Source organism: Nitratidesulfovibrio sp. SRB-5, assembly GCF_019931275.1.
In the GTDB taxonomy this organism is placed as follows: Bacteria; Desulfobacterota; Desulfovibrionia; order Desulfovibrionales; family Desulfovibrionaceae; genus Cupidesulfovibrio.
In genome coordinates, this window is record NZ_JAIOTY010000002.1 from 236,105 (window position 1) to 248,786 (window position 12,682).

Genomic DNA, 12,682 nt, shown 5'->3' on the forward strand with positions numbered 1-12,682 from the left:
CTTTCGGACCGGCGGACTTTTAGTCCCGCCGCATTTTTCGACCCGCCGCGCGCCCGGCCCCGTGCCGCGCCGCGCGGCCCGCATCCGCCGTAACGCACAGCGCCGCTGTGTGTTGACGGCGTGCACGCGTTACCGCCAGCCCGGAAACATGGACGCCGCAAGCGCCGTGTCCGGGGACGTACCCCGGTCTTGGGGGTACCGGCCCCATGCCGTCGGGACACATCCTGTCGGGACGCATCCTGCAGGAACGCACAGGGCCAAGGAAGCACCCATCAAGGAAGCACCATGCTGCGCATGCTCAAGAAACCCGCGCACGAATTCCTGCGCCTGTACCGCACCGTGGCCTACGTGCGCCTTGGCGTGCTGGGCATGGGGCTGGGGCTGCTGTCCGGTTGCGCGGCCATCCTGTTCTTTCTCGGCATAGAGGCGGGCAAGCACTACATTCAGGTGGTGTGGGCCGGGCTTTCGCTGCCCGCCCCGGCGGGAGAAACGCTGTTCGGCCATGCCGAGGCCGCCGCGCGCGCCTACCGCCCCTGGGTCATCGTGGCCGCGCTGGGCATTACCGGGCTGGTCACCGGCTGGCTGGTGCAGCGCTTTCTGCCCAACAGCCTGGACGGCATGACCGACGGCACCGACGCCATGATCCGCGCCTTTCACGCGGAAAAGGGCGTCATCCGCCGTCGTGCCCCGCTGCTGAAGGGGCTTACCTCCATCTGCACCATCGCCGCCGGGGGCAGCGCCGGGCGCGAGGGGCCGGTATCGCAGATCGGAGCGGGCATCGGCTCGTGGCTGTCCATGCGGCTGGGGCTTTCCCCGCGCGAGCGGCGCATCCTGATGCTGGCGGGGGCCGCAGGCGGGCTGGGGGCGGTGTTCCGCGCCCCGCTGGGCGGCGCGCTGACCGCCATCGAGGTGCTGTACCGCGAGGACTTCGAGTCCGAGGCGCTGCTGCCCGCCGTGCTCTCGTCGGTGGTGTCCTATTCGCTGTTCACCTTCGTGTTCGGCACCGCGCCCATCTTCGGCATTCCGCGCTTCAGCTTCACCTCGGTACTGGAACTGCCATGGTACCTGCTGCTGTCGCTGGCCTGCGCGGCCACCGGCTGGGCCTACGTGCGCACCTTCCGCGTGCTCAAGTATTCGGTGTTCGGCAAGCTGCGGGCGCGGGTGGGCATCATGTGGACCACGGCCCTTGGCGGGGTGCTCATGGGGCTGTTCGGCATCCTGTACCCGCCGGTGCTGTCGGACGGCTACGGATGGATCGAGCAGGCCATTCTGGGCCAGTTGCCGGTGGTCACCATGGTGACGATACTGCTGGGGAAGACGCTTGCCACCGCCGTCACGCTGGGCTCCGGCATGAGCGGGGGCATGTTCGCCCCGGCGCTGTTCGTGGGCGGCATGACCGGCGGGGTGGTGGGATTTGCCGCGCAGCAGGTCCAGCCCGGCGTGGTCACCCAGCCCGGCGGCTACGTGCTGGTGGGCATGGCCGCGTTTTTCGCGGGCATCGCGCACGCGCCCATCGGGCCGCTGGTGATGGTCTGCGAGCTGACCCAGGGGTACGGGCTGCTGGCCCCGCTGATGCTGTCGTCGGCGGTGTGCATCCTGCTGGGGCGGCGCACTGCGCTGTACGAGAACCAGGTGGAGAACAAGTTCGAGTCGCCCGCCCACCTGCAGGACGCCACGGTGAACCTGCTGGCCACCATGCGCGTGCGCGACTGCTACACGCGGGGCCGGGTGGCGGTGGTGGAGGAAAACGTGACCCTGAAGGCCCTCACGGACATCATCGCCAATACGCGGGCGTTCACCTTTCCGGTGCGGGGCATGCACGGCAGGCTGAACGGCCTGCTGGCCGTGCAGGACGTGCGCGGCATCCTGTACGAGGCGGACCTGTTCGACCTGGTGCTGGCGGGCGACCTGGCCCGGCCCCTGACCGCCCTGACCGAGGACGACGACCTGTACACCGCCCTGCTGGCCTTCGTGGAAACCGACCTTTCGCAACTGCCCGTGGTCTCCAAGGACAACGAGGAAGCCGTGCTGGGCCTGCTGGAACGCTCCGACCTGTTCCGGGCGTACAGCGATTCGCTGAAGGCGCTGCGAGAGGATCAGTAGGGGCGGCGATGTGCCCGTCAGGTTCGCACGCGGGGCAGGGCGTCCGCCAGCGCCGCGAAATGTCCTATTCGTGACCACGCATCATACGAGCCGATAACGTACAGGTTTCGTTTTGCCCGTGACACCGCAACATTGAGTATGTTCGGTGCATTCCCAGCCCACATCCTGGCGCCGACCTCCGCGGTGCCGGGAGCTCCCAACACGAAGATGACCGTATCCGCCTCCCTGCCCTGAAAGGTGTGAATGGTGCCGATGCGGCGTTCTGCCCATTCTTTTGGGTCCGCGCGTAACGCCGTGAACAGGGCGTTCCTTTCCCTTGCGGTTCTGCGGAGTCCGCTGGAGACATTCCGGAACGGGGTGATGATGAATGCGTCGGGGGCCGCGATGCCTGCGTCAGCCAGCCGCTGCAACAGACCGTAAGCCATATCGCCTTCGGCGGCGCTCCATTTGGCGCTGGAGGGGCTGGATATATCGAGCCAGCACGAGGACCCCAGCGTGTCCGCTACCGCGCACGGGCGACATGGGGCAGGGGCATGCACCATCTGCCCGTCATACGCGATGCGGTTGGATATTCCGAACATGGGGTTCTGGCAGCGCCGGTGGACAAGCAACGGCACGCCCACACGGCGGGGCTCCGGGTCTGCCGCGAACGCGGCCTGGAAGTTCGATGCGCGGTCGGCCAATATCTGAGCCGAGGCCTCGGGCGCGGCCCATTGCAGCGGATCAACGTGGAAATGACGGCACACATTTTCCACAAGTCGTTGCGGCAAGGTGACAACAGGCGGAACCTGCATGGGGTCGCCTACCACGATGGTGCGCCGCGCCCTCAGGATTGCGCCTGCGGCGGCCTGCGGCGTTGCCTGTCCAGCCTCGTCGATGAGCAGCCAGCCGAGACTTTCCGGCGGCAGATCGCAAAGCATGCGCTCTACTGAAGCGAAGGTGGAGGACACCACGGGGACAACCATGAACAGCGACGACCAGAGGTCACCCAGAAGAGCACGTTTTTCGGGGTCTTGCACTGGCCCGGACATGAAGCCCGTGAGCACTCCGATATTGTGCAGGAGTTTTTGCGCGGAAACGTCGATGAACGCGCGATGGACATCAAGGGCTGCTATGAACAGGTCTTCCCGTTTCTTGTGCAGACTGGCGGGTATCCATGGTGCTGCAAGGTTGATGACGCTATGATCTGCACGGAAGAAATGCTCGTCCACCATGCTTTCGCCCAATGTCGAACGCCATGATGCGACCTGCCGTTCAAGTTCCGACAATTCTCGTGCGAGTGCATCAAGGGCGAATTCTCCGGAGCGGAGTTGATCAGCCAGGGTGTTCAGGGCAGCCACGGCCTGTGTACGTGCCTGCTCGGTATCGCGCACTGCCGCAAGTGCCATCGCCACGGCGTCCAGCAAGGCCTCGTTGTCTGCCGCCCATTGTTTCCACCGTGCAGTGCGGAACAGGCGAGAGAAGAAACCCGGTCGCGTAAGCCGGTGGTGTTGCGCCACGGAGGCTTGTCGCTCGTGCGTTTGTCGGGCGGCATCAGCGTCAGCGATGCAGGCATCCCTGACTGCCGCCGCCTGTTCGTGCTGTGCGGCAAGCTGCGCATGGGCTTCCCGCAGTTGCGCATGCTTGGCCCGGACAGCCGGAATGCGCAGACAGCATTGGCGGACCTGTTCCAGAGATGCCAGTTCGCTTTCGGCATCCCTTTTGAGAGCCAAGAAGCGTGCCTTGCAGGCTTTCCATTGCGCAAGCGCCAGTTGCGGTGTCGGTGGACGTTCCTCTTCGACGATACGCGGCGGGCGTTGTCCGGTTTCGTTGCCCGTCTTGGGGTCCAGTACCGGAATCTGCTGCGGCTTTCCGGCGGCGGTTTTCAGATAGCCAGCCAGGCCGCAATCCTTGTCCCACCAGAATGCCTTCTGGAACGCCGCACAGTTCGCCCGGTTCCCGAGCACGGCTGCGATCAGCCCCCAGGTTTCAACAGGGGCTGCAACGTCCGTGGCGGCAGGGGAGCCATCACCATCCCATGGGTTTCCGCCAGCGGAACCTTGTTGCAGCCTGTCACTGGTGGTTTTGAAGTAGCGAAGCTCGTCCGGGGAGCGGCCCACGGCGGAAAGCGCCGGAAGCTCGCGGCTGATATTCTCCACGGCCTTGTTGTTGCTTGATGCCACAAGGATCTCATGGCCTTTCAAACGGGAATCCACACGGTAGATGTGATAAAAGGCCCCGCCACCGAAGGCTATCTTCTCCCCGGATGGCGTGAAGGCAGACGCGGGATTGTCAAAACCCGCCATGACCACTGCCCGGTCGAACACGCACGCGGCGACCACATCCCGCAGCAAGGTGGTCTTGCCAGTGCCGGGCGGGCCGTTGACGGCAAGGATACCGCCGTTGGGTCCAAGTTCCTTTCGGGAAAGGTTTACGGCGGCCTGTTGCAGCGTCACCAGCGGGTGTCCGCCTGGACAGGGCCAGCGGGCGGGGGGCATCATGGCGGGCGAGATGGCCTGCTCCAGCGCTGCCGTGTCGGTCAGCAGGTCAGGCGGTGACTGCGGAGCTTCGACGCCGAGATAACGGCGGAGGCCCTTTGGCAGATCATCCTGTTGGGATTGTCCGAGGCATCGGCCAAGGTCATGCAGGAAGAAGGAATTGAGCAGCAACGGTTCCGGAGGATTCTGGGCCTTGTAGTAATGGTAGACGCGCACGGCAAAGGTCGGCGGTATTGTCATGTCGCCCGGAATGGCAAAATGCTGGGTAAGCCAGCCGAACGCCGCCATGATGTCGTCATGCGTCAGGGGCAGCGGCGTGCCGTCTTCATCGGTTTTGCGCAGCATTTTTTCCAGAGCCTCGGCGGTCTGGCGTTCTACGCATGCCCATGTACCCAAAGCATCAAGACGCTGTTGCAGGGCCAAAGGCAACGCCCAGGCAAAACTGCTGAGCCCGATACAGTTTTTGGCCAGCAGGATGCCGTGCCTGTCAACGAGCAGCGTGGCAATGGCGGCGTTACCGCCTTGGCGGGATGGCTGCTCATCGTTTTCGCCAAATGCGGCGGCCATGGCGTCGGTAGCCTTGGCCATGGAGATGGATCCGAGAACAACCTGATAATAAAGTTCTGCTTTCTTGCTTGTCGTCTGTACCGGTGGGATCCATGGCAAGCCTCGGTCGAGCTGAGCGATGCAAGCCCGGTCCCCGTTGACTAGGTCTTCGGGTTTTTTGAACGCTTGTGGCGACAAGGCTTCCAGTGCCGTCCATGCGGCAAGAATGCGCGAGGGGGGCGGCATTTTGTCCGGCGCGGGAAATGGCGACGCTTCAGGGGTGGGGGGCGGTGCGGAAGAGGCGGAGAGCGCTGCGAGTGTCATGGGGGATTCGCCAGCATGGTGCGCGGCTGCCGTACTGCCGTGTAGCGTGTTGTGGGTGGAGGTTGCGGGAGTGCCGACCTGAGTTGTTGGCGGAAGGGTGGTGGCTGGCGTGTCGCTGGCGGCAGAAGACTTGGCGTCGGGCCTGGCTGGCACGTTATTCTTCATATCCCGCGTGACGTTCGCGTTAAGGGCAGCAGCGCGGACCGTTTGCCGATGAGATAGTTCCTGGGCAATGGCGCGCAGTACGGAAACGTCTGTGCCTTGCGTGGCGTATAGGTTTTCCAGATGTTCTATGCTGGCTGAGAAATATGGCCGGTTGGGCTTCTTGGGCATGCTCACCCCTGAGTTTGCACAGGCTGAGGGCGCGCTGCATGTGCATGCGCCATGGTAGTGAAGCACCAAAAAACCGTGCTTTTGCATAAGATGTCAAGTACGCGCCAGTGCGGAGAAGGGTGCGATGCCCTATCTTCCTCGCCCCCCGGCGTTGCAGGCCAGCAGGGGGCAGAAGGCCAGCGCCTCGTCGGTGAGGGCCGTGGCCGCGCCTTCGCCGGAGTGAAGGATGAGCGGCGGCTCCACGAGCAGGCCGGGTTTGCCCGCGCGGTGGGCCTCCACCAGCACCAGCGTTGCCGGGCCGTGGGCGCGGGCATGCACGCAGCGCAGCCGGGCGGGCTCCTGTCCTGTTTCGCGCAATGCCAGCAGCAGGTCGGGCAGGCGGTCCGGCCCGTACACCCAGCAACTGCGGCCCCCCGCACGCAGCAGGCGTGCCGCCGCCCGCGTGAAGGCGGGCAGGGTTTCGGGCGTTTCGAACAGGGCGCGGGTGCGCTGGCTGCTGGGCGAGGGACGGCCTGAGCCGTGCCGACGGTAGGGCGGGTTGGCCACCACCAGATCCATGGACCCGGCCCTGGGCAGGGCGTCGAAGGCGGGTGTGGACATTAGTGTGGCGGCGTCGGGCGCGGGGTCGGGCAGGTTCACTACCTTCGCGAATTCGTGGGTTCCGGGCATGCCGGAAGTGTTTTTTCCGCCCCTGCCTCCGCCCGAGCCGGTGGCGGCAAGGTTGGCCCGCAGCACCCGGAAGCGGTCCGCCAGCCCCAGCCGCGCCCCGTTCTGGCGCGCGGTGTCCGCCAGCTCTCCGGCGATGTCGATGCCCGTGCCCGTCAGGTGCGGGTGGGCCAGCAGCAGGGCCAGCCCCACCACGCCGCAGCCGGTGCCAAGGTCCGCGAAGGCCCCTGACGCCTCCCCCGATGCTTCCCCCGGTGCGCCCCCTGATGCGTCGCCTGATGTGTGTCCTGATGCGTGTCGTGTTGCCTCCCCTGACAGGCCCTGTCCCGACGCGGGGCACGCGCCGGTTGCCGCCCGGCGTCCATGGCGGATACCTGCCGCGTTCGCCGTCAGGCCCCCCCGTGCCGACAGGGCCTCCCCGGCAAAGGCCGCCAGCAGCAGGGCATCCACGGAAAAGCGGAAGCCGCCCACCGGCTGGACGAGCCCGCGCGGAAACAGGGCGCGAGCCTGAACCACGGCGTCGGGCAGCGAATCGGGCAGCGAATCAGGTAACGAGCAGGGCAGGGTGCCCGGTGAACCAGCCGTGCCAGCCATGCCGGTCGTGCCAGCCATGCCGGTCGTGCCGGTCACATCAGTCATGTCGGGGGCGTTGCGGCGCATGGGGGCAGGCTATCCGGGTGGTGCCGGGTTGGCAACGGGTGTTCGCCCCCCCCGTTTGCCATGGCGAACCCATTTGCCATCGCTGATGATTTTGGTAGACAAGGATGACGGCGGCAGACCCGCGTCTCGCCATTGTCGTGTATGTTCCGGGCCGCGCGCCTTCCGTTCCGCGCCCGCGTTCCCTCCCCGTCCGGCCAGCCCCACAGGAGCCCGCCCGATGCAGCAGTTCCGGGCCGACCTGCACATCCATTCCCGCTTTTCGCGCGCCACCAGCGGGCGGCTCAACGCCCGCCATCTGGCCGCGTGGGCGCGGGTGAAGGGGCTGGACGTGCTCGGCACCGGCGACTTCACGCACCCCAGGTGGCGCGCGGAACTGGCCGAACAGCTGGTGCCGGACGAAGCCAGCGGCCTGTACCGCCTGCGCGACCCGCGCGGGCTGGACGCCGAACTGCCCGAATACGCGGGCAAGCCGTTGGCCGGGCGCACCCTGTTCATGCTCCAGGCCGAAATCAGCAGCATCTACAAGCGCGGCGGCAAGGTGCGCAAGGTGCACAACCTTGTCTACGTGCCCGACATGGACGCCGCCGACCGCCTGTCGCGCCGCCTGGCAGAGGTGGGCAACATCGAATCCGACGGGCGGCCCATCCTTGGCCTGGATTCGCGCAACCTGCTGGAAATGGTGCTGGAAACGCACCCGCAGGCCTTTCTGGTGCCCGCGCACATCTGGACGCCGTGGTTCGCCCTGTTCGGCTCGAAGTCGGGCTTCGATTCGGTGGCGGAATGCTTCGGCGACCTGTCGTCCGAAATCTTCGCCATGGAAACGGGCCTGTCGTCCGACCCGGAGATGAACTGGCTGTGGAGCGAACTGGACCGCTTTGCGCTCATCTCCAATTCCGACGCGCATTCCGGGGAAAACCTGGGGCGCGAGGCCAACCTGTTCTCCGGCGAGATCGGCTACGAAAGCATCCTGCGCAGCCTGAAGGGGCAGGGCATCGGCGGGCGCTTTCTGGGCACGCTGGAATTCTTTCCCGAGGAAGGCAAATACCATCTGGACGGCCACCGCAAGTGCGGCGTGGTCATGGAGCCGCGCGAAACCCGCGCCCGCGGCGGGCTGTGCCCGGTGTGCGGCAAGCCGGTGACCGTGGGCGTGCTGCACCGGGTGGTGGAACTGGCCGACCGCGAAACGCCCATCCAGTCGCCGGGGCAGCAGGGCTACCTTTCGCTCATCCCCTTGCCGGAAATCCTGGGCGAGTTGCTGGGCGTGGGCGCCAAGAGCCGCAAGGTGGCGGAACAGCACGCCCGGTGCGTGGCCCGCTTCGGCTCGGAACTGAACATCCTGCAGGACGTGCCCGAGGCAGAACTTTCCCGGTTCTGGGAACCGCTGGGCGAAGGCATTGCCCGCATGCGGCGGCGCGAGGTGCTGCGCCAGTCGGGCTACGACGGCGAGTACGGCGTGGTGCGCGTGTTCACGGACAAGGAGCGCGCCTCCATCCAGCGCCGCTCGGTGGTGGGCGGCCTGCCGCTGCTGGAAGGCATGGGCGTGCCCGCCGCCCCGCGCGCGGACGACGGAAAAACCGCCCCCCGCGCCACTGGCAAGGGCAGGAAGGGCAAGGGCGCGGATCGCCCCTCGCTGCTGGATGGATTGGGCGGCCAGCCTGATGCTGCTGCCGGGGCTGCCCGATCCGGCCTGTCTGACGCGGCGGCGCGGCCTGCCCCCGCTGCCGAGCCGGACTTCGAATTTTCGCCGGATCCGTCCGCGCCCGGCCCCTCTGGCGCATCGGGCCTGCCCGACGCTCCCGAAGCCGACGACGGCCCTCCGCCGCCCGCCTTTGCCGCGTTCAGCGCGCCCCGCCCGCCGGAAGGCGCCACCGTGCGCTTCAACCCCGCCCAGCGCCGCGCCCTGGTCGCCGGTCCGCAGCCGGTGCTGGTGCTGGCCGGTCCGGGCACGGGCAAGACCCGCACGCTGGTGGGCCGGGTGCTGCATCTGGTGGAAACGGGCATCGACGCCCGGCGCATCCTGGCCGTCACCTTCACCCGCCGCGCGGCGGCGGAAATGGACGAGCGCCTCGCCACCGCCCTTGGCGAGGACGCCCCCCTGCCGCGCACCGATACCCTGCACGCCCTGGCCTTCGAATACTGGCACCGGGCCACGCCCACGCCGCCGGTGCTGCTTTCGGAAGAGGCGGCCCGCCGCGTGTTCGCGGAAGCCAACCCCGACGAGCCCGCCCAGCGCCTGCGCGAGGCGTGGGAGGCCATCGGGGTGTGCCGCGAGAAGATTCGTTCGTGCCTTGCGGAGCACGCCCCGCTGCTGGCCCGCTACACCGAGCAGAAGGCGGCCTGGAATCTGGCCGACTACACCGATCTGCTGGAATTCTGGCTGGATCAGATGCAGAACAGCATCTACGCCAGCCCATGGCGGCACGTGCTGGTGGACGAGATCCAGGATCTTTCGCCCCTGCAACTGACGCTGGTGCGGGCGCTGGCCCCGCGCGGCGGGGCGGGCTTTTTCGGCATCGGCGACCCGGACCAGTCCATCTACGGCTTCCGGGGCGCGCACGGCGACGTGGCCGCCTTCCTGCGCGAGGCGTGGCCCGACCTTTCCGTGGTGGCGCTGGAGGAAAACTACCGTTCCTCGGCGCGCATCCTCGACTTCGCGGGCGGGCTGATGCAGGGCCGCTCGGCCTGCGGCCCGCTGCGCGCCGCGCGCGACCTGCCCGGCGAACTGCACCTGTTCGAGGCGCCCACGGCGGAAGGCGAGGCGGCCTGGATCGGCGAGCAGATTCGCGGCCTCATCGGGGCCACCAGCCATTCGCTGCTGGACGCCGGGCATGGCCGGGCGCGTCGGGGCACGGTGCTGGACGAGGGCGGGTTCAGCCCCGGCGACATCGCCGTGCTGGTCCGCGTCAAATCGCTGATTCCCCAGTTGCAGCGCACCCTGACCCGCTTCGGCGTGCCCTGCGCCGTGCCCGAGGCCGAGGCCTTCTGGGCCGACCAGCGGGTGGCGCTCATCCTGGGGGCTGCCGGGCGCATGCTGGGCATCGGGTCCACGTCGTCCCCCGCTGGTCCGGCGCTGCCCGCCGGGCTCAGCCACCGCCGTCTGGTGGCGGAAGGGGTGCATCCCTCGCTGGCAGACCGGCTGAGGCTGGATGCGTCGCCGTTCCCCATGCATCGCGGCGGGGACGCGGCTGACAATGCCCACGGTGCGCCCGGTGCGCCGGAGACTCCCGCTGCCACTGGCTCGCCCGCCGTGTCTGGATCGCCTGATGGTTCCGATGGCCCCGAGGCCTCCGGTGCCGCCATCGACCCCTCAGGCGGCGAGGTCCCCCTGCGCCCCGACGCGGAAATTCCCGCGCGCGACACGCCGCACGAGGTGGACTGTCCGCCCAAGGTGCTGGCCCGCGGCCCGCTGGGCGTGGCCGCCTACCTGCGCGAAACCCCGCCCTTCGACGACCTGTTCTGGCAGTCCTCGGCCTTCCGGGCGCTGTCCCGCGCCTACGACACCCATGGCGGCTGGGCCGGGCTGATGAACTGGATCAGCCTGCAAAGCGAGCTGGAACTGGTGCGGCGCGGCAGCGAGAAGGTGCAGATCATGAGCCTGCACGCGGCCAAGGGGCTGGAGTTTCGCGCGGTGTTCCTGCCCGCGCTGGAGGACGGCATCATGCCCTTCGCCGGGGCGGGCACCCTGACCGGCAAGCCCCAACGCGACGGCGCCAGCCCCGACACCCGTACCGACATGGACGAGGAACGCCGCCTGCTCTACGTGGGCATGACCCGCGCCTCCGAGGGGCTGTTCCTCAGCTGCGCCGCGCGCCGCCAGCTGTATGGCCGCGAACTGCGCCTGAAGCCTTCGCGCTTTCTGGACGACGTGCCGCTGGAAGGGCTGCGCCGCTCCATGCTGGTGCAGCACCAGAAGCGCAAGGAACGCCAGCTGTCGCTGATGTGATGCCCGTCGGGCCCTGTGCCGTGTGGCCCGGCGCGTGATGTTTCCGGGGCGCGCTGTCCCGCCCCAGTCCCGTCGCTGTCTGGCCCCTGTCTGGCCCTTGTCCCGCCCCTGTCTGGCCGCTGTCCCGTCGCCATCCGGCCCGGTCTTCCCCGTATCCCGCCAACGCAAACGGCCCGGTCATGCCGGGCCGTGGTGTTTTTCGGGGAAGGGGAAGGGGAAGGGGAAGGGGGCGGGGACGGCGCGCACTGGCGCAAGCCGCCCCGTGGTGCACGTTGTCCCGTCACGCAGGTCGCCCACCGTGCGGGAATGCCGTGGCGGGCGGGGCTACAGGGGGCAGCACACCCGGTACACGTAGCGTTCGTACAGGCCGGACACCCTGCCCGCCGCGCGGGGGCTGAGGCCCGCGTCGCGCAGGCGACAGTAGACGTGCAGGGGGTTGAAACGGTGCTGCAGAAAGTGCTTCACGTGGCGCATCAAGGTCTCCTGTTCCCCGTCCTGCTCCGGAGTGCCCCATGGTGGCTCATGGTGGCGTGACGGGGGAACGACGTATGCCGTGCATGGCGCGTGCCGGGTTGGTCCGTGGTCCATGGTGGCGGCCTCTTGCGAAGGCGGCGCACCGCAGACGACCGGAAAACCGGCGTTGCGGGGGCGCGCGGGCGGCACTTTTCTGCCGGGCCGCGCTTGCCGCTCAGGCGGAAAGCCCGTAACCGGAACGGCATGCACGTTCCGCAGGCCCTTACCGCATCGCCTCGGCTTCTGTCCAGAACCGTAGCGGCCCCTTCGTGGGTGGTTGCGGGCAACGTCCATGATAATTGCGCATTTCTTTCGGAAAAAGTGCACGAGGTGGGACTGTGCCTGTTCGAGGCCGAAGCCTGCCTTGCCTACACCGACGCCGACCTGCCCCCGGCGCTGGCCGCGCTGCCCCTGACCTGGCACGCCCACCTGCCGGTGGATCTGGACTGGGGGGCCGGGCCGCACGGTGCGCCCGGCGCGGGCGCGGCGCGGGTGTGCGGGCTGCTGCTGGACCGGGTGGCTTTTCTGGGCGCGCACCGCGCGGTGCTGCACCCGCCCACGCCGCAGCAGGCCGAGGCTGCGGGTTTTTCCGGTGCGGACGGCCCGGCCCGGCTGCTGGCGGCCTTTCTGCGCGAATGGACCCGCCACGGTCGCGACCCGGCCTGCCTGCTGCTGGAAAACATCGCCGGGCAGGACCTGACGGACCTGCTGCCGGTCATCGGCGACGGAAACTGCAAGGTGTGTCTGGACATGGGCCATGTCCTGACCTACGGTCAGCATAGGTTGCCCGCATCCGCAGCACTGCTGGAGCGGGTGGGCATGGTGCACGTGCATGCCCCCGGCGGCATGGACCGCCACCGCGCCCTCACCGAACTGACGGCGGAAGAAGCCGCCTGGGCCGCGAGGGTGTTGCCCGCCCTGCCGCCGGACGCGGTGCTGATGGTGGAGGTGTTCGCCTGGGACGGGGTGCTGGCCTCGCTGCCGGTGCTGGAACGCCTGCTGGACGGGGAGCCAGCCTGAAACTGTCAGGCGGGCATTGCCGGACGTCCCATACATGCCGGGCATGCCAGACATGCCGGGCATGACGGGCAGTACGGGTTCGCGAACACCACAACAT

At 68.0% G+C, this 12,682-nt stretch carries 6 protein-coding genes; 3 read left to right on the plus strand and 3 right to left on the minus strand.

Translation table 11 applies throughout. From position 1 onward, the window contains the following. Nucleotides 1-285: 285 nt before the first annotated feature. A complete protein-coding gene (locus K6142_RS08495; protein ID WP_190245590.1) occupies nucleotides 286-2,103 on the plus strand; it encodes a chloride channel protein in 1,818 nt (605 codons plus the stop codon). 17 nt (nucleotides 2,104-2,120) lie between these two features. Here K6142_RS08495 and K6142_RS08500 read toward each other — a convergent pair whose 3' ends face one another. Next, a complete protein-coding gene (locus K6142_RS08500) occupies nucleotides 2,121-5,783 on the minus strand; it encodes a DEAD/DEAH box helicase (protein WP_190245589.1) in 3,663 nt (1,220 codons plus the stop codon). A gap of 129 nt (nucleotides 5,784-5,912) precedes the next feature. Beyond that, the gene (locus K6142_RS08505; RefSeq protein WP_190245588.1) at nucleotides 5,913-7,109 is read right to left on the minus strand and encodes a tRNA1(Val) (adenine(37)-N6)-methyltransferase; all 1,197 of its coding nucleotides are present in this window, start codon (nucleotides 7,107-7,109) and stop codon (nucleotides 5,913-5,915) included. Between the two features lie 217 nt (nucleotides 7,110-7,326). On the opposite strand from K6142_RS08505, the gene K6142_RS08510 reads away from it, so the two are divergent. Continuing rightward, nucleotides 7,327-11,052, plus strand: a complete 3,726-nt coding sequence (locus K6142_RS08510) for a UvrD-helicase domain-containing protein (protein WP_223380810.1) — start codon at nucleotides 7,327-7,329, stop codon at nucleotides 11,050-11,052. Nucleotides 11,053-11,376: 324 nt separating this feature from the next. Here the strand turns inward: K6142_RS08510 and K6142_RS08515 are convergent, their stop codons facing one another. After that, on the minus strand, nucleotides 11,377-11,526 hold the full coding sequence (locus K6142_RS08515) for a hypothetical protein (RefSeq protein ID WP_007524573.1): 150 nt from the start codon (nucleotides 11,524-11,526) through the stop codon (nucleotides 11,377-11,379). 243 nt (nucleotides 11,527-11,769) lie between these two features. Here K6142_RS08515 and cbiR point away from each other — a divergent pair, with 243 nt between their 5' ends. Further along, complete coding sequence (cbiR, locus tag K6142_RS08520; protein WP_263284330.1) at nucleotides 11,770-12,585, plus strand: cobamide remodeling phosphodiesterase CbiR; 816 nt, start codon at nucleotides 11,770-11,772, stop codon at nucleotides 12,583-12,585. Nucleotides 12,586-12,682 lie beyond the last annotated feature (97 nt).

Coding starts and splice junctions, on each gene's coding strand:
- K6142_RS08495 (WP_190245590.1), top strand. CDS start 286: ATGCTGCGCATGCTCAAGAAACCCGCGCACGAATTCCTGCGCCTGTAC.
- K6142_RS08505 (WP_190245588.1), bottom strand. CDS start 7,109: ATGCGCCGCAACGCCCCCGACATGACTGATGTGACCGGCACGACCGGC.
- K6142_RS08500 (WP_190245589.1), bottom strand. CDS start 5,783: ATGCCCAAGAAGCCCAACCGGCCATATTTCTCAGCCAGCATAGAACAT.
- cbiR (WP_263284330.1), top strand. CDS start 11,770: ATGCACGTTCCGCAGGCCCTTACCGCATCGCCTCGGCTTCTGTCCAGA.
- K6142_RS08510 (WP_223380810.1), top strand. CDS start 7,327: ATGCAGCAGTTCCGGGCCGACCTGCACATCCATTCCCGCTTTTCGCGC.
- K6142_RS08515 (WP_007524573.1), bottom strand. CDS start 11,526: ATGCGCCACGTGAAGCACTTTCTGCAGCACCGTTTCAACCCCCTGCAC.